Raw genomic sequence first — 20742 nt, 5'->3', positions numbered from 1 at the left:
TTTGATAGCTTGCGTGGCGTAGCCACACAAACCTCATTAGACTCTTGCCTTTTGCCTCTTGCCTGCCTACACAAGTATATTTAGTAATCAAGCCGGAGTAACTATATTATTTATTATTTGAGTAAAATTTCGGTAAAAGTGAAAATTTTCAAAACGAATAGCTCGGCGCTGGTATGTCAAAATGAAAATGACTGACTATCCCAAGGTGAGCGACTCGCTCAAACAGCTAGATAAAGGATTGACCTGAGCAATGGCAGAAGAAACCAATCATAATCAAGCGGGAGAAGTGGCTCCCAGCACTGTTGATCAACAGGCTCCCAGTGTTGCTGAAGAAAACGCTCCTAGCCGCGACGAACCAGTAGCGTCAAGCCTACCTACAGCTAACACACCAGACCCCAAAGCCGCAAACCCAGCAGTTAACCCCAATGCTGCTGCACCTGCTCAAGAAAAACCAGCTGCTGCTGCTAAACCTGCGGCCAAGAAAGAAAAACCTCCTGCTGTGGAAGATAAACCGTTTGAAGAGTTTATCCAGCAAGAATATTTACCAGCTTTGCAAAAAGCGATCGCTCAGGAAGGAGTTCCAGATGTACAGTTGACTTTTGCCAAGCAGAAGTATCCCCTTGTTGGTTTTAACTCAGCCGAAGAATGCTGGCAAATTATTGGCAGTTGGCAAAACGGACAGCGCCAGTTTAATGTCTATTTCCCCGATGCAGATATTCAAGGCCAAAAGGGATTTTCCTGTAATGAAGGCAAAAAACCCAGCACCCTGGAGTCGTTCTTAATAGATGAGCGCAAAATTACCCTTGATTTGCTGGTATCGCGCCTAGTTTACCGTTTAAACGGTCAAAAATGGCTGGGTAGAAACTAGTAATTGGTCATTGGTTTCGTACAAGTGCCTTTTGTTGCTACAACTCATGAAAATGGTAGGTAACGGCTCCAGTGATGGGGTCGTTGTCTATTCGCACATAACCTGATTTCATCATTTCTTTTAGCACCTTTTCCACTTCTGCAAAACCTGCACCAGTGGCCTTCACACCTTGAGTTACAGTTAAATAACCACCCTTGCTTTCTGCGGCTTCCAGCAATTGAACCATTAGTTGGTTGCCCGTGGGGCGGTAAACTTGAGAATTGACAACGGGTTGATTGAGTGGTAAACCCAAAGGTGATAAACCTGCTTTTAGGCGTAAATTTTGTTCATATTCGTCCACCATTCCCGGAATCAGCAATAAATCTACAAACTGGCCTATGTAAAATAACCCGAAAGTACAAAACCATAATAAACCAGTTCCTATCTTGCCATTGTATAAGCGGTGCAAGCCGCCAATACCCAAGAAACCAGCGACACACAATATATAAGAAGCAACAAGACGGTCTTTAGTGGGCTTGTTTTGTGTATTCATAATTCTTTGTAATCTGTGTGTTATATTATATATTTCTTTTTTTCATTTAAGCTAATTAGTACCCATCTTACTTCAACATTTAACGTTAAGTGTGGGATTGATAATCTTAGCTGACTACCAATTTTCAACTTGTGATTCCGTAAGCACCAAAGATTTGTTGCAACTCTTAACGTTTTTTTTGCCTTTTTTTGCCTTTTTCCCGCCAACACCTTGGTACACTGGATTTCATACAAATGTAATTATTGTCCTCAATTGCACCTTGTGAGAGCATAAGCTTTAGCTGTCTGGTGTACTCAAAATTAAGAAAAACATTCATGGCAATCAAGACATGGTAGATTCCCTCAAAAAACCAGGCTTTGAAGAAATGCGTCCTGGGGTTAAAGTACCCTCCAGGGAAACCCTTTTAACACCCCGGTTTTACACAACAGATTTTGATGAAATGGCGCGGATGGATATCTCCGTCAACGAAGACGAGTTAATGGCCATCCTCGAAGAATTTCGGGTTGACTACAACCGCCATCACTTTGTTCGGGATGCCGAATTTGAACAATCCTGGGATCATATTGATGGGGAAACTCGCCAATTGTTCATTGAATTTCTGGAACGTTCCTGTACAGCGGAGTTTTCCGGCTTTTTACTGTACAAAGAACTCGGCCGCCGCTTAAAAGATAAAAGCCCTGTATTGGCAGAATGTTTTAACCTGATGTCACGGGATGAAGCGCGTCATGCTGGCTTTTTGAACAAGGCAATGTCAGACTTTGATCTGTCTCTAGATTTAGGGTTTTTGACCAAGAGCCGCAGTTATACCTTCTTTAAGCCCAAATTCATCTTCTACGCGACTTATCTCTCTGAGAAAATTGGTTATTGGCGTTATATCACCATTTATCGTCATTTAGAATCCCATCCTGAAGACCGGATTTACCCAATTTTCCGCTTCTTTGAGAATTGGTGTCAGGATGAAAACCGCCACGGTGACTTCTTTGATGCCATCATGAGAGCGCAGCCCCAAATGCTGAATGATTGGAAGGCTAAACTATGGAGTCGGTTCTTCTTATTGTCAGTGTTTGCGACCATGTATCTCAACGACATCCAGCGTAAGGATTTCTACGCTTCCCTTGGCTTGGATGCACGTGAATATGACATTTATGTGATTAAGAAGACCAACGAAACAGCAGGACGAGTCTTCCCACTCATGCTAGATGTTGATAATCCAGAGTTTTATCAGCGGTTAGATGTTTGTGTCAAAAATAACGAAAAATTGACCGCAATTTCTAACTCTAATACTCCCAAATTCCTGCAATTCTTCCAAAAACTGCCAATTTATGTTTCTCATGGTTGGCAATTATTAAGACTGTACCTGATGAAACCCATTGATGCGGTTGCTGCTCACGGTCAAGCTCGGTAATTTAGTCTAATTTTATGAAAGCTTGAGTGGTTCTGTTGTGTACAGAGCCACTTTTTTTGTTTGCTTAAGTATATTTAGGGAGCAAATTCCAGAAAATTAGCGTCAAAAATTGTATATTAACTAAAGATTTAGGTTTAATCCCCATGTTTAAAGGTTTTGGGAGGAAACTACCACTCCTACTGAGTTTTTGTTTATTTAATAGCTTTTTACCTGCTGCTGCTGTTGATGTTTGTTCAACTGAAACTGCTAAAGGAGACTATAAAATAGCTGAACGCTATGACAGAGATAGAGACAGAAGATATGATGACCGGGGTGGGGATAGAGGGAGTGATGGCCGTGCTGGAAGAGATGGCCGCAGTGGACAAAACCAGACTATTTCTGCTGATGGTTCACCAGTAAACCTTGACCTATCGGGTACAAATGGTGAAGATGGGGAAGATGGAGAAAACGCTTCTCGTCCCAGATGTGGTAAAGACTACAGTGAAAAGGAAAACAGGGATATTAATGCTTCTGACGGTGGTAATGGTGGTGCTGGTGGTAAAGGTGGTGAAGGGGGAAATGGCGGTTCTCTCACAGTTTATTACAGCAATTTGGCAGATTTAAAGAAAATTTTTATCCGTGCAATTGGGGGAGAAGGTGGACGTGGTGGCCGGGGTGGTCAAGGAACCGCTGGTTGTAACTGTCCTCGCAGGAGTTGGGAAGTAAAAACCTGCAAAGGAACTCCTGGTACTCCTGATCATAAGTGTACTAATAAAGTTTATCGGTGTTATGACGGGAGGAATGGAAGTGATGGGAGTAATGGCCGGGATGGTCAACGCGGACGTTTAGGAACTTTAAGTATTATTAATAGTAAAGAACCATTGGTAGATGATGCACCTACTCGGAAAGTGGCAATTTCTCAATTAATAAATCAACAATTCAATCTTTCTAAAAATAAATGGCTACAGCGTCAAGGCGCAGTTTCTTTATTAGCGGCTGGTTCTGTTATTGCTGATGAATATCGCGAATTTGATCGGCGTTTAGAAGGAACTTTTAAATTAATTTGGCAAGAAAAACAGCCTATTGCTAACTTTGCTGATCAGAATGTAACCCTGAGTTTAAATGATAATCAACAAGTAGAAATTGCCTTTCCTGAAGATATGTGGGTTGATGGTAGTGCCAAGATTCAGGATAAATTAACAGAGTTTACAGTTAACTATGCAATTCCTCAAAAAGATGTGACACGGTTAGCAGTATCAGAGTTTGCTGGTGCGGGACAAGACCTGAATTTAAAAATAGTTGATTTAGCAGGAAGGTCTGATTTAATCAATACTCAGTTTAAAGTAAAATATCGGGCAAGGGATAACTTTTCTGGTATTTCTGACTATCAAACTTTTTATGAAGGGGAAATTCCCGCTACATTGATAACTCGTGAATATAATCGTTTTATCCTGGCTTTAGGTAAGCTCAAAATACCGAGTGATGCCCTTAGTTCTAGTACAAATGTTGAGATTGAATTAGTAGCAATACGTTCTTTAGGTGGACGTTCTGCACAACAAACTCTGAGGTGGCAAGGTGCGATTCGCAGGAGTAAATAGGGCTTGCTGAATTAATCTCAAAACATGACAGGGAAAAAGTTTTAGCTTTTTTGATTTTTTAAAAGTGCAAAGTTTTTTGGGGAAAGAACTTCAAAACTGTACATTTTTATCTGACGGAGAGGAAAATTTATCTCTACTAGACACTTGAAACTGTTCCCTGTTCCCTGTTCCCTGTTCCCTATCCTCACAGATAACTTTTTCAGCAAACCCTAAATAATTAATAATCAACTTTTAGAAGATTTACCTTGCTCTACAAGCATTTGTGAGAGAATATATCCGGTTAAATCTAGCAATTGATCCAGAAAAACACCGATAATAGCAATGTAGAGTAAGGAATCAATTATGTATCTGGAATTACCGGCTTTATAGCCATTCCATATCAGAAAGCCTAGTCCTTTAGAACCTGCAAGCATTTCTGTGGCAATGACTGTAAACCAGGCTATCCAAAGACCAATTCTCAGAGCCTTAAATATATAATGGATAGCGACGCGAAAATTGTTATCCTGTTTGCGAAATTGTTGGATACCTGTGGCTGTTTCCACAATTATTGCCCACAGGACACCAATAAAAACTACAAAGATAGCTGCGGTTTCGTTTTCTTTAAATAGAATCAGAGCAATGGGTAAAAATGCTATAGAAGGAATGCTATTTGGGATTTGGAATAACCGAGTAAATAGCTGATAAACTATACCATTGATACCAATGACAAAGCCGATGAATATACCCAAAACAGCGGCGGGAATATAACCTACAAATAACCTTTGCAGGGTAGCCAAGATGTCCAATAATATACTATTTTCCATTCCTCAGTTATGATTTGAAACGTCTGGGGAATCCTCAAGCAATAATACTCAATAGCTGCGGAAAGGAAAAAGAAAAAGCAGATGTAAACATCTAACTAACTAAAATTTATCATAAAATAACATTCTCATTTATAAATTAAATAATTTTTCAAGAATTCAATTTTGTTCCCTCTGCATCCTGAGTGATTAAGGATGAAATTGTATCATTTAAATTTCATCCTTTTCGCTGAATTATTTCCCCAGATTCCGTTTCATTTGTTCTAACTCATCTTGAGTTTCCCAACGGCGAAACTGTTCTTCTAGGTCGTCAAACTTGCTAGAATAACTACTAGGTGGAGTTTGCCAAGCATTGGTTTCTAGACGCTGCTGGGTTTGAGCTTTTGCGCGTGCTGTTTGAGCTTCTGCTGCTTTGGCTTGTACCTCCTGACGACGCTGTTGGATTTTGTGTAGTAGTTCTTGGGATTGGGTAATACGTTCCTTTAAACCCTGCATCTGTCCCCATTTTTGATTTCCTTCGCGCAGGAGTGTGGCTTCCCTTGCTTGCGCTGGAGCGGCTAAATCTTCTCTACCAGCGGCTTTTGCTTTTTGTACACGGATATGCCAACGTTGTATTTCTTGCGCGGTGGAGAGAATTTCGTCTTGCGATCGCTTCTCCTGTAATTGTAACTCTGCAATCAGTTTTAGTGTATCTTCTTCTTGCTCCCGCAGCTGTTCTAACAGCATTTCTAACTCCAGCTGGGGGTTATTTCGCAAGAATTCTTCTAAACGCTCTTCTAAAAACCGGCTTAAATCATCAAATAAACCCACTGTGAGAACTCCAAAGTTTGGGTGTATAACTATTTTATTGTAATAATTATTATCGACAGTGGCACTTCTGGTTAATTATCAACTAGTTCTTTATAAATCATTATTTTCAACCTCTTACCACAATTCAGAAAATAATTACCTTAATTTTTCCATTTGCAACTTTGTATCATCACACGATACATAACGGTTAATTTTACATTTTTACCTAGATTTAGTAGCAGTGTCAGCTAGTGCAGTATCAAGGGATTCCTTTTAACCTTAATTAATAATATAGAATTACATCTACTAGCGATAATTGAGATATGCGTTATCAAGTGAAGTTGAATAAAATAGATAAAGTCTATGCTATTTGGTGTCCTGCTTTACCTGGATGCTGGACAGTAGGTGATACGGAACAGGAAGCATTAGATAAGATTAAATATGTAATTCAAGACTACTTAGAAGGACTTGAGGAAATTACTAAAACTACAGAATTCTACTATATAGAACTGTAATTAAATTGCTAGAAATATTTTGTTTTTAACTTTTAAATCTCTTAAATTGGTGTCAACCAATAGGTAACACCCCTAACAGTTTTATCCTTTAAACCAAATTTCGGTAAACTCCCTTCATCCCAACCGAGATAAGTCCAATGAGGAAGATCATTTTCTACAGTTTGAAACCAACCATTTTGATTTAAGGCTTGTCTCTGTGCAGGATTGGATACTCTTAAATCAAGTGCTAAACCCCAAAGATGTTGTGAAGTTCCTGGGGGTGCAACGACACCGAGAATTTTTGTTTCTTTTCCTTGTTGTACCTGTTCTAAAGTTCGACTATTAGCGTATTTTTGCCAAAATCTTAAGTTGGTAGCAAAACTGCGTGTACAATCACCAGAATATCCCGATTTTAGAGAAATATTGACTATATTTCTAGCTTTGTTAAAAGCATCTGCTGCTACTTTTTGTAAGAAACATTCCGTAGTACCTTCTACTAAAGTTACTCGCATATTACTCTGGAATTCCTGTGTTTCTTGTTCGTTGTCTAAAATAACTTTTGGTGGTAGTATAACTCCAGGTTGTTGATTTATCAATACTGCTCCATAGGCACGTAGTAAGATATATTCATAGGTATTAGGTTGGGGAAGATTGGATATTTGATGAGTAACAGTGGCTAAAAAACGCTGTTTTTCATCTACTTGTTGATTGGGAATAAAGGGTATAGATGGTGTTGTGTTAATGTTATTTATTGTGGCAGAATTTTGTAATGGTTGATTGTAGTTGATGTCATTGCTACCAACTAGGGTAAAAAATAGGAAGATAATAATGGTAATAAAAGTTATTTTTCTGAAGCGGCGTTTTAGTTTAGAATTGCGTTTCATTGAACAATCACTTATTAGGACAACTTTGATTTAATCATATTACAAAATTCTATGAATTTAGAGAAAGTGGGTAGATGAGTATTTTCATATTCTATCCTGTCCAATAGTTGTTCTAAGTAAAATAACTTAATTACATCACCAGGATTTCTTTTAGAGTAATTAATATTTTTCGCTCTAAATAGTTCTTTTAAATACGCCTCATGAAATTGGGCATGAGTGTTAAAATTTTGATATTGTCCCATCAATTCAGGACAATCTATGGAAACATCATAATAACGAGTATATTCTAGCAAGGGATTATCATGTGGGTTTCTTGTATATATTTTGCGATTTCCTAAAAACCAAGTTTCTAAACAACGATTTTGGATAATAATTACAAGTTCGATATTACCCATTGCTGGTCTTTCGTCTTTGATAAAATCGTAAATTTCTTACTGATCTTAAAGAATATTCATCTATATATAGATCGGCTGTGTTGAATCCATTTGTAAATTGATTGAAAATAACTTTATTCAAATGATTTTCAACTGGTGCAATAAGTTCTTCTGCCCTTAATATTTTAATTACACTTTCAAAAGGTGATAATTTAGGTAATTATTTTTTGCTAAATAAAAATTTATTACTATTTCTTTCAATAACTAATTCATCATCTTTATATAAAAATTCGCGGATAATAATTGGTCTATCTTTTACAGTCAATGTTTTATTCTCATCCTGGAAAAAAGACTTTTCTATTTTTTTATTTTCAAACTCACCTGACCATTTATAATTATTTCCATCTATATTAAAGTGTAATTCCCATTCCACACCATTTAATGAATCACCATTAGCTATTTTTTAAAATTTAAGATGGATTTGATAATTTGAGTTTTTCCTACACCTGAAATACCAACTAAAAGCGTTAAATCAGAAAAAGTAATTGGTTCTAATTGCCACTCTAGTTCATGGTTATAATAGCTTAGTTGATTAATTTTCATAATTTCAGTTTGTTGTACATATAAAAGATATTATCTTATTTTATCGGATTTTATATTAACATTCCAGAAGTACATCCTGTAAATCCTTAAATCCTGGAAATCCTGATTCTGACAATTAACCAAAATATACGCTAAAATACTTACTGTAACTAGCTTTTTTAACTTTTAAATTTAAATTCCTAACTGCTTATGACCATGCACAATGCTATAGAATTCCAAGACGCTTATGATGTAATCGTCGTCGGTGCAGGTCACTCCGGTTGCGAAGCAGCTTTAGCTACTGCCCGCCTCGGTTGTCGGACTCTGCTATTAACCCTTAATCTAGATAAAATCGCTTGGCAACCTTGTAACCCCGCAGTCGGTGGACCCGCTAAATCCCAATTAACCCATGAAGTAGACGCTTTAGGTGGGGAAATTGGTAAAGTTGCAGACCGCACCTACTTACAAAAACGTATCCTCAACTCTTCACGGGGTCCAGCAGTTTGGGCATTACGGGCGCAAACAGATAAGCGCGAATATGCAGCAGTAATGAAAGGAATTGTCGAAAATCAAGAAAATTTGACAATTCGGGAAAGTATGGTGACAGATTTAGTCTTAGGCGCTAATGATGAAATAATTGGCGTTGAGACTTATTTCGGTGTAGCGTTTGAATGCAAAACTGTAATTTTAACAACGGGTACATTTTTAGGTGGTAAGATTTGGGTCGGTAACAAATCTATGGACGCTGGACGAGCGGGGGAATTTGCAGCAGTTGGTTTAACGGAAACTCTCAACCGCTTGGGTTTTGAAACCGGGAGATTAAAAACCGGCACACCTGCACGGGTAGATAAGCGGTCTGTAGATTACAGTAAAATGGAAATCCAGCCGGGGGATGAAAAAGTCCGCTGGTTTAGTTTTGACCCCCAAGCATGGGTAAAACGGGAACAAATACCCTGTTACATGACCCGCACCACTAAAGAAACCCATCGTTTAATTCAAGAAAATTTGCACCTGTCCCCTGTGTATGGGGGTTGGGTAGAAGCAAAAGGACCCCGTTATTGTCCCAGTATTGAAGATAAGATAGTCCGCTTTGTTGATAAAGAAAGTCACCAAATCTTTATTGAACCAGAAGGGCGAGATATACCAGAATTATACATCCAAGGTTTTTCCACAGGTTTACCAGAAAATCTGCAATTGCTGATGCTGCGGAGTCTTCCGGGTCTGGAAAACTGCGTGATGTTGCGTCCTGCCTATGCTGTAGAGTACGATTATTTACCCGCAACCCAGTGTTATCCGACATTGATGACGAAGAAGATAGCCGGGTTATTCTGTGCGGGACAAATTAACGGAACCACCGGTTATGAAGAAGCTGCTGCTCAAGGTTTGGTAGCGGGTGTGAATGCAGCGCGATATGTGCGGGGTGAGGAAATGATTATTTTCCCCCGTGAACAAAGTTACATCGGGACTTTGGTTGATGATTTGTGTACCAAAGATTTACGTGAACCTTACCGAATGCTCACAAGTAGGTCAGAGTATCGCTTATTACTACGTTCCGATAATGCTGATCAACGCTTGACACCCTTGGGGCGGGAAATTGGTTTAATTGATGACAGACGTTGGGATTTGTTTACCAGCAAACAAGAGCAAATTGTTGCAGAAAAAGAACGTCTGCATTCTACTAGAATAAAAGAACATGACGACATAGGGAGAGCGATCGCCCAAGACACCCAACAAGCAATCAAAGGCTCAATTACTCTTGCTGACTTGTTGCGTCGTCCAGGAATACACTATGTTGACTTAGAAAGATACGCACTAGGTAACATCAGCCTCAAGCAAGCGGAAAAAGAAGGGGCAGAAATTGATATTAAATATTCTGGCTATCTAGCAAGACAGCAAAACCAAATTGAGCAAATAGCCCGTCAAGCAAATCGTCCCTTACCTGCTAATTTAGATTATGCAGCAATTGATACCCTTTCCAAAGAAGCTAGAGAAAAGCTAGGGAAAGTAAAACCCTTAACAATTGGTCAAGCAGCCCGCATTGGCGGAGTTAACCCTGCGGATATCAATGCCTTGTTAATTTATTTAGAAATCCGTAAAACCAAGGAGCAGCCTCAATTTCCGCTATTGGCAGATACAAAAACTAATTGAAGATGAGTATAGTATAGGGTGGGGGATCAGTATGATAGATGACATAGTTATTTTGAAGTGACATCATCAATCATTTACAAATCACAGTAGAATTTAATACCATTGCTAAATCAATCAATCTCCTCTGAGATGAGTGATGAGCAGTGTGATTTCAAAAACTTGATTTCCCAGCAACAGGGGTGTCCTTTCCCCGTCCTAGCAGCCACAAAGAAGATGTCTATGATACCAGAAGCCAGCACCCATCTAATTATTTCCGAAGCAATAGAGGACTTCATCCCTAACGAAGCCTTGTCGATAGAGACTTACGCTGAAGGCTTGATAGATGATCTCTTCACCGATATCGACAACATTCTGGATGGTGGTAGAAAGCGCCCTGCCAAAACTATCAGGACAGAATATGTACCCATGCAAGCAGTGGCAGTGAAGATGCAAGAAGTTGTATTGCCACAGACAGTACACCGAGCAGTTCAGGCGATTTCGCCAATCCAAAAGCAGCAAACGAGTACACTGGTATTCAATCCTCCCTCTGTGACTGCAATTAGGAAAAGGAATCAGAAAAACAGCGGTGGTTTGGGCAATCTGCTCATGCTAGGTTCAACCTTAAGCGTGGCGATGGTTGGCACAATCTACCTAGCAGAACCGGGATTATTTAATAATATTACTGCCAAATTCACTCCGCAGACACTACCAACAGATCAGCAACAATCACCTGTACTTGTACAACCAGACCCCCAGGCAGAGTTGGTTAATTATATGCTGGAAGCCTTGGCAGTTATAGACCAGCAAAGACCCAGTAATGATCAAAGGTCTCCTAAATCTGAGTTCCGTGATGTCAATCTGAACCAAACAAACTCTTTGACTTCACCCATTAACCAACCTGTTGGGACTTTACCCCTACCAGTCGCGGCTAACAATGCCCCACCTGCTCCCAGTCGGGTAACAAATGTTGTGGAGCGCATATATATCCCTGTTTATCAAGCGCCTCCATCTATACGCCCATTACCAGAAGTTTTGCCAATGTCGGTGCAGGTATCCCCACCTGAATTTGTGAAAGATTCCCCCAGGAATGTGCAATCAGCAACCAAGCCCATCCCAGAAAAAATTTCCTCAGCAACTGTGAAGCAGGCAGCTACTTCTCAGTCACCCCGCTTAACACCACCAAAACTACCTGCGGCTACAGCACCAGCACCATTACCGAAGCCAGAATCAGTACCAACTACTACCCAGCAAGTGTATTTACCTGCCTATTCGGCCGAGTTAGAAGGATTGCTAGAGCTAGGTAACAAATCTGCGGCTTTGTTTAAAATTGATAGTGTGACTCGCCGGATTAACCTGGGAGAGAATATCGGTGCTAGTGGTTGGACTCTAGTGGAGGTAAGTAACGGTGAGGCGATTATCCGCCGTAATGGTGAGGTTCGCTCAATTTATGCAGGTCAGAAGTTGTGACAGGTGACAGGAGGCAGGAGGCAGGAGTAAAACCTTCTTGATACTTGATAGCGCAGCGTGGCGGTAGCCATTTTTTGATTTAAATTTTGTACTTCATTTGCAATCTGCCGTGGTTTGTAATTCCCGCATCTGTGCAAAAGTTGCTAAACTCTCTCACCCTGTTACCTGCTTCCTGCACCCCGGTTTTCTTAATTATAAGTCTAAAAGCCGACACAGTATGGCTGTTGGTTTAGGTAGCTAGTACCGCTTCGCGGAAGTAAAAAGTCAAAAAGCTGATAGATAGATTGAGCTTTTCAAAGATTCAGGACTTACGCAAAACAAAACGGAAGTAGGGGTAATTCATGAATTACCCCTACGCAAGAATCAGGTTTTGAGTTCTATCTTGCGTAAGTCCTAAGATTTTAAATAGCTGCTCTATTTACGCCTTAGTGTAGTGGTGCGATGCTCTTAATTAACTTAAATGAGTGTCTATATAAAATCTCCTATAGGAATCCGGTTTTGTTTATGAATTTTTCGTTGAGGCAGGGAATATGCAATAAGAAATATGCAATAAGAAATATGCAATAGGATAGATGTGTACGCAATCTGTTCAAAAATCAAATAGGAGTCCTATATTTTTCAACCGTGAATTTACATAAAATCTTGAACAATTAAAAACTCATAATTGAGAGTAAAATTAGTAAAATTACCATTTTCCATAATTACATAATCTAGATATAGTGGGAGCATCCCAATTTGGCAAAAACATCGCCAATTGTCATTCTGTATCCCTTACGGGAGCCGGAGGCATTGCGTAACGGAGTGAAGCATTGTGCTAACGCCACACTTAGTTTTGCTGTTAAGTCATAGTCTCCCGAAAGATACGCTTCATACCCTGCAGAAAGCAAGCTACACCATGACAGTAAACAGTGAACTTACACGTTTGGGATACTCCCAGAGTAAGATTTATTCAAAAATTAGGCAATTAAAATTTAAGTTAGAGTTGAAGTATGTTAGTCAAAACTTTAACTGAAAGCACAAAAAATTCATAAAAAATAAAAATCAATCAATTTTATCAGCCATGTCAAATTATCGTTCATCCTTGAATTCTTCCATTAACGATTCCAAACAACAGGCATTGAAAAAACATTGTTGCAATGTCATGGAAGTGTTAGTGGCAGAGGAAGTTGAAAAACAAATACAAGCCTTACCTGTGAAAGTTTCTCAGCACATCAAACAACCAGAAGTTGTTGCTTATGCTTTAAATCGGTTACCTGGACTGTATGCAACTAGTAAAAGAGGGTTCCAAAGGCAATGGCATCACGCAAAAACAGAGTTGTCTCCGAAAATTACCATGGCCGTGCGTCAAGGAATTGTAGCTGTACAAAGAGATCCTCTGCGTGTTAACGATCCTCTCAATTTCCAAGAAGACCAGGCAGCTTCAGCTATTGAAGCTTTGGAAAAACTCAAAGTTTTGCTGCAATGTGAAGACCTGTCGTGGGAGCAGTTACCTGATGCAGTTGAGCAAAAACTGCTCAATCTTTCGAGAGGGAAGACAGCCTGGAATAGAACCGTTGCTTCAAACCAGGACACATTTGACTGGAATAACAATCGACATTAATTTACGGCATCACCAGTCAGCATCCTGCTAAGGCTTATTAACACTGGCCTCCAGAGTTTTTACCTGAGTTTGTAATTCTTCTACTACTTGTAAATGAGATCGCTCTAGTAAATAACCAGCACCAATAAAGCTACCAGTTAACACAGTAACCACCCCCACTAACATACTAGTCAACAATTTAACTTGAGAGCGAAGTTGTTTGACTTCGTAAATCCGATATTGCTCCTGGGAAAAAAAATTTAAGTTGGTATCTTGATTTTCTACTACAATTTCTAATTTTGGGGTTTCTATCCTTTTAAACTCAATTTGGCTTTGCAACCAATCAGTGATCAATTTAGGACAATTCTTTTTAAACCATTGCCAAGCAATGATTCTGAACGCAGGTTTAGATATTTTGGAAATCAATTTCAGGCTTCTCTTGAGAGTCCGAGACTGAAACCTTTGGTTAATCAAATTAGTTGCCCCAGCATCATAGAGACAATTCAAGATTAACTTAACTGTTGCTTCCTCTCTGTAAATCAAATTTTCCAATAAGAGAAGAACATCTTGCATCAGTTGCTCTTCTCTTTCGGCTTCTGTTGGCAATTTTGTTAAATCACTTGATGATGGCAATTGTTTAGACATATTTATTGTATAAATTCTTAATTTTTCATTAGTGCTTTCCTTTAAGTATACTGGCATCAGAAAGTATTTGCTAATTTCTGGATACGTTAAGATTCAATTTCTTCACAATGGATTAATAAACGTTCCATACCTTCCGCTAAAGAAATCAACTCTTGCCAAGAAGAACCACTGACTAGATTTTGAGCGTGTGCTAAACGGTTTCGCAAATGTTCAGCGGATTTGAGAAAGCGTTCACCAGAGCGTTTTGACTTTAACCCCAATTTATCAAACAGTTCTGGTTGATTTAATACTAATTCGCGCTTATCGCAAAATTGCAGATAATCTAATAAATCTGTAGCTTCATTTCTTTGTTGACTCTCACACCATAACTTTTGAGCAGCTTCTAAGCGGTCAGGTTTGAGGATTTTTTGCCATGAATCTTGGGGATAATAAAGCCGCACCAGTCGTAACAAATTCATTTCCAGCAACGTCACCAACCCAAACAGCAGCATCCGTACTGGTGCTTTCTGCAAATCACCACAGGTAATAATGCCACTGACTTGATTACAGTCTAATACAAATAATCTGGATTTTTGTGGCAGAATGGGTAACAACTTCATCAAGGGTGTAGAAATGGCAATAAGTTCTTGAGGATGAAACACTCGTTGATAGTCGCGGCATTTTCCAGATTGATTTTTTATTAAAGTAGAACGTTCTACATAACCCGTGATAGTACCTTCTGTTTCCACCCCGACGACATCAAAATCCTGTAACTCCATCCAATCTGTTACTTCGGTGATATCTGCATCAGCTTTTACAGCTTTCAGAGGTTCGGCTACATATTCTATGGTGATACTGTTCTCAAATAAGCTGCGTAAATCTTGAGAACGGGACTTTAGCTGTTTCATTTGCCGTTAACAATAATACTTGAAGCTAGTATTTCATGAAAGTCTACATTTTGACTGTCCTCTATAGCACTGATAAGTAGGGGTCTAGCATTGCTAAACCCTTACAAAAAAATGTAATCCTCTCAACTTATAGCAATGAACAAGGCGCTTAGGACATTCTTAAAAGCTCAGATTCAGTGATGAAAATGGTTCTACTTTTGCCTTTTGCCTTTTACTATAAATTCTCTCAGAAGTCGAAAATCTTATTGTTCACTAATTATTTTGACTCCTGACCACTTACGATTATTCAAAAACCACAGTTTTATTACCATAGACCAAAACGCGATTTTGTAAATGCGATCGCACCGCCCTAGCTAATACAACCCGTTCTAAATCTTTACCTTTTCTAATCAAATCATCCACATTATCTCGGTGACTGACTCTGACTACATCCTGTTCAATAATTGGACCACAATCTAAATCCGCCGTCGCATAATGTGCAGTAGCACCAATAATTTTTACTCCTCTTTCAAAAGCCCGATGATAGGGATTAGCACCAATAAATGCAGGTAAAAATGAGTGATGAATATTGATTATTTGCGGAAAATGTTGAATAAAATTGGCGCTGACAATCTGCATGTATTTGGCCAATACCACTAAATCAATATTGTATTGACGCAGTAATTCTAATTGTTTAATTTCCTGTTCTAGTTTATTATCTTTAGTGATTGGAATATGATGATATTCAATCCCAAATTGTGCTGCTACTTCCTGTAAATGGGGATGATTACTAATAATTAGGGAAATTTCTGCATGAAATTCTTTTGCTTTGTGTCGCCAGATTAAATCAAATAAACAATGGTCTTGACGACTTACCCAAATAGCAATGCGGGGAACAGTATCAGAAAAGTGTAATTCCCATGTAGCGCCTAAAGGTTGTGCAATAGCATTAAAAGCCTGTCCAATTAAATCTTTTGGTAAATTAAAACCTTCTAACAGCCATTCTATGCGGGTGAGAAATAACCCAGCTTCAAAATCTGTATGTTGGTCAGCGTCAATAATATTACCACCATTAGCATAAATAAAATTAGCAAATTTGGCGACTAATCCCCGTTGATCAGGACAAGAAATAAGTAAAGTGGCTGTTTGTTTGATCATATTTGTATCATGTAGATATTGTTTATTGTCCATTAGTTGGAGTAGGTTCTGGCAGTCCCGGTAAAGGTTGTGATTGACTATTTTCACCAGCTTCTTTACCTGCTTCTTTCCACTCGGATAATTCCCTATTTACAGCATTAGCGAAATCTTTAGAAACTAACAAAACCTGGGTATTTTCCTGGTTATTTCCATTGTTGGTATCATTCGGGTCAACTTGGGCATATAAGAAACTATTGTTAAAATTAGGCTTACCTAAAATTAATTTATGATTTTGCTGATTTTTGAGTTGAATATCAATAGTTGCTTGGGGTTGATCTAAACCAAATTCACTCAGTTGATTAGGTGGAGTTGATACGGTTTTTTCACTTTTTCCTTTAACCAACAAATCCATTAAGTAAGAAATAATGGCATCATTAGCAGGTTCAGAAATTGGCGATTTAATTACCCATTTTGGCGGTTCTGGTTTACCGCTACGTTCTAGATTTAATGTTGTATCCTTAGTCTTGACAGATAAAGATTGAACATCATCAGCAGAAAAAGAGAAAATTTGCTGCTGATTTTTTTTAACTTCTTCTCGCTGCGTTGAACCTCTAATTTCATGAAAGTAGACAAAACCACCCAAGCCCAAGGCTAAAAGTATCAAAATTAAAGTTGTACGTTTCATGAATCAGTTATCAGTGGTAATTGGTAAAGATAAAAGTGATTACCCAGTCCCCAGTCCCCAGTCCCCAGTCCCCAGTCCCCAGTACCTATCTTCTTTTCCACCAAATAATAGCGCCTGTTGTCAAAGCAATGAAAGGTAAAAGCAACAAGGAAGAAATACTTAATAAATTGGCTTTTGCGGTTGACATGGTGATGCGGCGATTTTTCGGTTCTTTGGGACGAATTGAAAGGGGTTGTTGATCTTGCTGACTCAACCAAGTTACTGAGTTGAGAAATACGTCTCCATTTAATTGTTGCTGGAATAAGCCATCCCTGGCAAAATCTGAGTTTCCTAACACCACTAACCGGGATTCTTTGGTTTTGTTTTGAGAATTTTCCTCAGTTGGAGAAGCGGTAGGAGTTGGGGAAGCAGTAGGAGTTGGGGAAGTTGTAGGAGTTGGGGAAGCAGTAGGAGTTGGGAAAGTTGTAGGAGTTGGGGAAGTTGTAGGAGTTGGGGAAGTTGTAGGAGTTGGGGAAGCAGTAGGAGTTGGGGAAGTTGTAGGAGTTGGGGAAGTTGTAGGAGTTGGGGAAGCAGTAGGAGTTGGGGAAGCAGTAGGAGTTGGGGATGGTAACTTTCTTTTTAATGCTACGCCTAAAGTTAGCGGTCCTTTCAAATCTTGACCTTCATTAAACTCTAACTTTTCGCTTTGCTGGTTACTTTCTGCCCAACTACTAGGATATGATTTAGTTCTGAGTAGAGGAGTAGATTCGATATCAGGAACTGGGTTAATTAGTATAGGACGTGCGAGGGGATAAAAAGAAATTCCATTGCCAAAATCTTTAGTGATGGGATGTTGTCCATATTCTCTAACTAAAGGTGCAGCAGGTCCTAATCCTGAACTTACCTCAGAAATATCAACAGCTAAACGATTATCTAATTTTACACCCCAATCTTTGAGCAAGTTATCAATTTTTGGATCAATATTGGGGTCAATCATTAACATTAAGTTACCGCCACTATTAAGATAATCTTGCAAGGCTTTAACTTCGCCGTCAAATAATGCTCGTTTTGGTCCAGCAACAACGACAACAGCAGCATCTTCAGGAAGTTTTGTTTGTTCTGTTAAATTGAGAGGTAATGCTGTGAAATTTTTGTCTGTTAATCCTTGTACTGCTTGGGAAATAGAATTTTTAGCAGATGTAATTTCTAGTTCACCGTGACCTTGAAGAAAGTAAACTTTGGCGGTAGTATTGCTAATGATTTGTTGCAAACGGCTAGTTAATCTAACTTCTGATAGACGTTCATTTTCGCGGATTGTCTGTACTAATTGGCGTTTATTATCAAATTCTAGGTAAACTTCACCAAAATCTTTGACACCAAATTTTTCTGCTAATCCTGGTCTGGTTTGGGGGTCGATATATTCAAATTTAAAGTTGGGACTTTGACGACGATAATTTTCTAGTAATTCTTGGTCTAGAAGATTTTCTTCTCTGGTAAATAACCAGACTGTTGCAGGTTTTGGTAAGTTACGCAGTAATTCCTTAGATTGGGGTGCGAGGGTAAATAATTGAGTTTCTGTTAAATCTAGGCGTAACTGGTAGCGTGTACCTAAAAAGTTGATTAATCCTAATATTGTTAATACTGCTAAAGTAGCAACTAAGGCGTTAGTTGTAGATTGGGTAGACCGTTTACTCCAAAACTGACTTTGCTGGGTTTTAAGTCCGATCCAAACAACGCAAATTAGAAAACCAGAAATTATAAATGCTAAAGGTAATATACCCCATTTTTCGGAAATTAAACCGACTGTTAAACCAAGGGTTAATAAGAATAGTCCAAACAAAAATAGCAGGTTGGCAAATTTTTTTTTAGATATTTTTTTCATTATTGGTAATTGGTAATTGGTAATTGGTAATGGGTAATTGGTAATTAATACCAATTTTATGTGAGGCTGCACAGAATGATGACATCAATTTAATCATCCATCTTTATCTGTGTTTATCTGCGTTTATCTGTGGTCAATTATTCTTGATATCTTATTTTATGCAACTTCATATCAATTTGGTATAAGGGGTAATTGGTAATGGGTGAGCAAAAAAAATTGACTAATGACTATTGACTATTGACGTTGAAAACGGAGTGCATCAATTGATTGGGCTGTAAGAAAGATGCCTAATATAATGTAACTGGCAAATAAAATTAAGGCGCTGCTGTCAAAAATACCTTGAATTAAAGTGTTGTAATGTTTGAGTAGGGATAGATGACCTATAGCTTGTCCTATGGGGCCGGGAATAACTTTAGAGATGGAGTCAATCAATAACAGTAAGACCACAACACCAAAGGTGAGAACGGCTGATAAAAGTGTGCTGTCTGTTAATGAGGAAATGAACATTCCTAAAGATAAAATTGCTGCTGCAAGTAAGATTAAACCTAAATGACCAACAATGGGAATGATGGGGGACATGGGAGGATTTGATCCGCTAATGGCGATGGCTTCAAAACCTAGTAATGGTAAAACCATTGTAATAAAAAACGTTAGCACTCCTAATAATTTACCGACGGCTACAGCCCAGTTAGTAACTGGTGATGTAGCTAATAATTCTAATGTTCCCCGTTTGCGTTCTTCGGCATAAAGTCCCATTGAAAGTATGGGCAGGATAAACAATAATAACCAACTGATGCGATCTAAAAATGCGCGGACAAATTCATAGGGTACATCTATTGGTGGAACGGGAATTCCAAATTGCTGCCCTTGAACATCATAAGCAGCAATTGTGGGTAAAATTCCACCGGGTCCGAGTAGAATCATCACCAGAAATAAACCAGAAATAAACCAAAAGATGCCAGCTATACCATAAGCCAAAGGTGATACAAAATAACTTTGTAATTCCCGGCGATAAATGGCAATAATGTTAGCGATGACGATACCCATTTATGCGTTTTCTCCTTCTGTTTCTGCTGTGTCTGTTTCCGGTTGTAAATTCTTTTCTTCTGTGGTCAGTTGCAAAAATACATCTTCTAAACTGGCGCTAACACGTCGCATTTCATATAAATCAAATCCTCCCCGAATCAAAGCGGCAGCAATATCTTTTCCTGGTTCTGTTCCTGGTTCGGATATGACGCGCAGATGGGGGCGGTTTTGATAACTTGTCGGCATTGATTCTACCAAAATCACGCCCGATACATTTTGTAATACCTGTTTGGCCAGCGCCGCTTCTCCTGTGATTTCTAACTCATAACCAGAACCTCCTGTCAACTGGGTCATTAAATTTTCTGGTGTATTGATGGCTACAACTTTACCGCGATTGATGATGGCTACACGGCTACAAGTCATGCTCACTTCTGGGAGAATGTGGGTAGAAAGGATAATTGTGTGGGTTCCGGCTAGACTTTTGATCAGGTTTCGCACGTCAATAATTTGTCGGGGGTCTAGTCCTACGGTGGGTTCATCCAGGATAATGGCTGGGGGATCGTGTACTATGGCTTGGGCAATGCCGACTCTTTGCCGATAACCTTTGGAAAGCTTGCGAATAATGACTTTGCGTTTTTCTTGCAAGTTGCAGCGTTGCATAGCTGCTTCAACTTTTTGCCGGCGATCGCCAGCGGATACCCCTTTAATTCGGGCTACAAAATGCAGAAATCCCTCAACGGTCATTTCGGGGTATAAAGGCGGTGTTTCCGGTAAATAGCCGATTTTCTGGCGGATAGCGAGGGAATTTTCATGGACATCATACCCGGCTATTTTGGCTTTGCCATTGGTTGCTGGTAGATAGCCGGCTAAAATCCGCATAGTTGTGGTTTTACCCGCACCGTTTGGACCTAAGAAACCTAAGATTTCTCCTGGTTCTACGCTAAAGGTGACATCGGTTATCGCTGCGGTAGAACCATATATTTTACTGAGATGTTCAACTTCTATCATTTGGATGTGATTTGTGTGATATGTATGAGCGATCGC

The 20742-nt window shown here is 39.1% G+C and carries 21 protein-coding genes; 7 read left to right on the top strand and 14 right to left on the bottom strand.

The genetic code is table 11. The features are described from left to right. Positions 1-250: 250 nt before the first annotated feature. A complete protein-coding gene (locus tag H6G06_RS08165; RefSeq protein WP_190558893.1) occupies positions 251-868 on the top strand; it encodes a DUF2996 domain-containing protein in 618 nt (205 codons plus the stop codon). 37 nt (positions 869-905) lie between these two features. Here the strand turns inward: H6G06_RS08165 and H6G06_RS08160 are convergent, their stop codons facing one another. Next, a complete protein-coding gene (locus H6G06_RS08160; RefSeq protein ID WP_190558891.1) occupies positions 906-1400 on the bottom strand; it encodes a TM2 domain-containing protein in 495 nt (164 codons plus the stop codon). 328 nt (positions 1401-1728) lie between these two features. Between H6G06_RS08160 and acsF the strand changes: the two genes are divergently transcribed. Together acsF and H6G06_RS08150 are read left to right on the top strand one after the other, a co-directional pair. Then, complete coding sequence (gene acsF / locus H6G06_RS08155; protein WP_190558889.1) at positions 1729-2805, top strand: magnesium-protoporphyrin IX monomethyl ester (oxidative) cyclase; 1077 nt, start codon at positions 1729-1731, stop codon at positions 2803-2805. 143 nt (positions 2806-2948) lie between these two features. Beyond that, positions 2949-4382: a collagen-like protein gene (locus H6G06_RS08150; protein WP_190558887.1), complete on the top strand. Its 1434-nt coding sequence runs from the start codon at positions 2949-2951 to the stop codon at positions 4380-4382. A gap of 224 nt (positions 4383-4606) precedes the next feature. On the opposite strand, the gene H6G06_RS08145 is transcribed toward H6G06_RS08150, so the two are convergent. Beyond that, positions 4607-5185 carry an ABC transporter permease gene (locus H6G06_RS08145; protein ID WP_190558885.1) on the bottom strand — a complete coding sequence of 193 codons (579 nt, stop codon included), beginning with the start codon at positions 5183-5185 and terminating at the stop codon, positions 4607-4609. A gap of 231 nt (positions 5186-5416) precedes the next feature. Further along, a complete protein-coding gene (locus tag H6G06_RS08140) occupies positions 5417-5992 on the bottom strand; it encodes a TIGR04376 family protein (protein WP_190558883.1) in 576 nt (191 codons plus the stop codon). A 302-nt stretch (positions 5993-6294) separates the two neighbouring features. On the opposite strand from H6G06_RS08140, the gene H6G06_RS08135 reads away from it, so the two are divergent. Continuing rightward, positions 6295-6486 carry a type II toxin-antitoxin system HicB family antitoxin gene (locus H6G06_RS08135; protein WP_190558881.1) on the top strand — a complete coding sequence of 64 codons (192 nt, stop codon included), beginning with the start codon at positions 6295-6297 and terminating at the stop codon, positions 6484-6486. A gap of 41 nt (positions 6487-6527) precedes the next feature. Here the strand turns inward: H6G06_RS08135 and H6G06_RS08130 are convergent, their stop codons facing one another. The 4 genes from H6G06_RS08130 to H6G06_RS08115 all read right to left on the bottom strand — a co-directional run bounded on the left by H6G06_RS08130 (position 6528) and on the right by H6G06_RS08115 (position 8326). Beyond that, a complete protein-coding gene (locus tag H6G06_RS08130; RefSeq protein WP_190558879.1) occupies positions 6528-7349 on the bottom strand; it encodes a D-alanyl-D-alanine carboxypeptidase family protein in 822 nt (273 codons plus the stop codon). Positions 7350-7363: 14 nt separating this feature from the next. Then, positions 7364-7744, bottom strand: coding sequence for a hypothetical protein (locus H6G06_RS08125; RefSeq protein ID WP_190558877.1), 381 nt, complete (start codon positions 7742-7744; stop codon positions 7364-7366). A gap of 199 nt (positions 7745-7943) precedes the next feature. Next, positions 7944-8156 (bottom strand): hypothetical protein, encoded by a 213-nt coding sequence (locus H6G06_RS08120; protein ID WP_190558875.1) that lies wholly within the window; start codon positions 8154-8156, stop codon positions 7944-7946. Positions 8157-8179: 23 nt separating this feature from the next. Continuing rightward, positions 8180-8326 (bottom strand): P-loop NTPase family protein, encoded by a 147-nt coding sequence (locus H6G06_RS08115; protein ID WP_190558873.1) that lies wholly within the window; start codon positions 8324-8326, stop codon positions 8180-8182. Positions 8327-8515: 189 nt separating this feature from the next. Here H6G06_RS08115 and mnmG point away from each other — a divergent pair, with 189 nt between their 5' ends. From mnmG to H6G06_RS08100, 3 genes are all read left to right on the top strand, one after another. Continuing rightward, positions 8516-10453, top strand: a complete 1938-nt coding sequence (gene mnmG / locus H6G06_RS08110) for a tRNA uridine-5-carboxymethylaminomethyl(34) synthesis enzyme MnmG (RefSeq protein WP_190558871.1) — start codon at positions 8516-8518, stop codon at positions 10451-10453. Between the two features lie 213 nt (positions 10454-10666). Further along, a complete protein-coding gene (locus tag H6G06_RS08105; RefSeq protein ID WP_242039629.1) occupies positions 10667-11899 on the top strand; it encodes a hypothetical protein in 1233 nt (410 codons plus the stop codon). A gap of 1060 nt (positions 11900-12959) precedes the next feature. Beyond that, positions 12960-13499 carry a late competence development ComFB family protein gene (locus H6G06_RS08100; RefSeq protein WP_190558869.1) on the top strand — a complete coding sequence of 180 codons (540 nt, stop codon included), beginning with the start codon at positions 12960-12962 and terminating at the stop codon, positions 13497-13499. Between the two features lie 27 nt (positions 13500-13526). Here H6G06_RS08100 and H6G06_RS08095 read toward each other — a convergent pair whose 3' ends face one another. From H6G06_RS08095 to H6G06_RS08065, 7 genes are all read right to left on the bottom strand, one after another. Further along, positions 13527-14123 carry a hypothetical protein gene (locus tag H6G06_RS08095; protein WP_190558867.1) on the bottom strand — a complete coding sequence of 199 codons (597 nt, stop codon included), beginning with the start codon at positions 14121-14123 and terminating at the stop codon, positions 13527-13529. Between the two features lie 86 nt (positions 14124-14209). Continuing rightward, positions 14210-15010, bottom strand: a complete 801-nt coding sequence (locus H6G06_RS08090; RefSeq protein ID WP_190558865.1) for a hypothetical protein — start codon at positions 15008-15010, stop codon at positions 14210-14212. Positions 15011-15292: 282 nt separating this feature from the next. Continuing rightward, positions 15293-16147, bottom strand: a complete 855-nt coding sequence (gene purU / locus H6G06_RS08085) for a formyltetrahydrofolate deformylase (protein ID WP_190558863.1) — start codon at positions 16145-16147, stop codon at positions 15293-15295. A 22-nt stretch (positions 16148-16169) separates the two neighbouring features. Then, positions 16170-16811, bottom strand: coding sequence for a DUF4340 domain-containing protein (locus H6G06_RS08080; protein WP_190558861.1), 642 nt, complete (start codon positions 16809-16811; stop codon positions 16170-16172). Positions 16812-16896: 85 nt separating this feature from the next. Then, positions 16897-18672: a GldG family protein gene (locus H6G06_RS08075; protein ID WP_190558859.1), complete on the bottom strand. Its 1776-nt coding sequence runs from the start codon at positions 18670-18672 to the stop codon at positions 16897-16899. Positions 18673-18906: 234 nt separating this feature from the next. Continuing rightward, complete coding sequence (locus H6G06_RS08070) at positions 18907-19719, bottom strand: ABC transporter permease (protein ID WP_190558857.1); 813 nt, start codon at positions 19717-19719, stop codon at positions 18907-18909. Then, the gene (locus H6G06_RS08065; protein ID WP_190558856.1) at positions 19720-20706 is read right to left on the bottom strand and encodes an ABC transporter ATP-binding protein; all 987 of its coding nucleotides are present in this window, start codon (positions 20704-20706) and stop codon (positions 19720-19722) included. It lies immediately after the preceding gene. Positions 20707-20742: the final 36 nt, after the last annotated feature.

The sequence above is a fragment of the Anabaena sphaerica FACHB-251 genome (assembly GCF_014696825.1).
GTDB lineage: Bacteria > Cyanobacteriota > Cyanobacteriia > Cyanobacteriales > Nostocaceae > RDYJ01.
Note: the sequence above shows the minus strand (reverse complement) of the source record. Positions and strands in the feature narration are given on the sequence as shown.

Excerpts from the sequence above, each read along its gene's own strand:
- H6G06_RS08165 (WP_190558893.1), top strand. The coding sequence starts at position 251 with ATGGCAGAAGAAACCAATCATAATCAAGCGGGAGAAGTGGCTCCCAGC.
- H6G06_RS08160 (WP_190558891.1), bottom strand. The coding sequence starts at position 1,400 with ATGAATACACAAAACAAGCCCACTAAAGACCGTCTTGTTGCTTCTTAT.
- acsF (WP_190558889.1), top strand. The coding sequence starts at position 1,729 with ATGGTAGATTCCCTCAAAAAACCAGGCTTTGAAGAAATGCGTCCTGGG.
- H6G06_RS08150 (WP_190558887.1), top strand. The coding sequence starts at position 2,949 with ATGTTTAAAGGTTTTGGGAGGAAACTACCACTCCTACTGAGTTTTTGT.
- H6G06_RS08145 (WP_190558885.1), bottom strand. The coding sequence starts at position 5,185 with ATGGAAAATAGTATATTATTGGACATCTTGGCTACCCTGCAAAGGTTA.
- H6G06_RS08135 (WP_190558881.1), top strand. The coding sequence starts at position 6,295 with ATGCGTTATCAAGTGAAGTTGAATAAAATAGATAAAGTCTATGCTATT.
- H6G06_RS08130 (WP_190558879.1), bottom strand. The coding sequence starts at position 7,349 with ATGAAACGCAATTCTAAACTAAAACGCCGCTTCAGAAAAATAACTTTT.
- H6G06_RS08125 (WP_190558877.1), bottom strand. The coding sequence starts at position 7,744 with ATGGGTAATATCGAACTTGTAATTATTATCCAAAATCGTTGTTTAGAA.
- H6G06_RS08115 (WP_190558873.1), bottom strand. The coding sequence starts at position 8,326 with ATGAAAATTAATCAACTAAGCTATTATAACCATGAACTAGAGTGGCAA.
- mnmG (WP_190558871.1), top strand. The coding sequence starts at position 8,516 with ATGACCATGCACAATGCTATAGAATTCCAAGACGCTTATGATGTAATC.
- H6G06_RS08105 (WP_242039629.1), top strand. The coding sequence starts at position 10,667 with ATGTCTATGATACCAGAAGCCAGCACCCATCTAATTATTTCCGAAGCA.
- H6G06_RS08100 (WP_190558869.1), top strand. The coding sequence starts at position 12,960 with ATGTCAAATTATCGTTCATCCTTGAATTCTTCCATTAACGATTCCAAA.
- H6G06_RS08095 (WP_190558867.1), bottom strand. The coding sequence starts at position 14,123 with ATGTCTAAACAATTGCCATCATCAAGTGATTTAACAAAATTGCCAACA.
- H6G06_RS08090 (WP_190558865.1), bottom strand. The coding sequence starts at position 15,010 with ATGAAACAGCTAAAGTCCCGTTCTCAAGATTTACGCAGCTTATTTGAG.
- purU (WP_190558863.1), bottom strand. The coding sequence starts at position 16,147 with ATGATCAAACAAACAGCCACTTTACTTATTTCTTGTCCTGATCAACGG.
- H6G06_RS08080 (WP_190558861.1), bottom strand. The coding sequence starts at position 16,811 with ATGAAACGTACAACTTTAATTTTGATACTTTTAGCCTTGGGCTTGGGT.
- H6G06_RS08075 (WP_190558859.1), bottom strand. The coding sequence starts at position 18,672 with ATGAAAAAAATATCTAAAAAAAAATTTGCCAACCTGCTATTTTTGTTT.
- H6G06_RS08070 (WP_190558857.1), bottom strand. The coding sequence starts at position 19,719 with ATGGGTATCGTCATCGCTAACATTATTGCCATTTATCGCCGGGAATTA.
- H6G06_RS08065 (WP_190558856.1), bottom strand. The coding sequence starts at position 20,706 with ATGATAGAAGTTGAACATCTCAGTAAAATATATGGTTCTACCGCAGCG.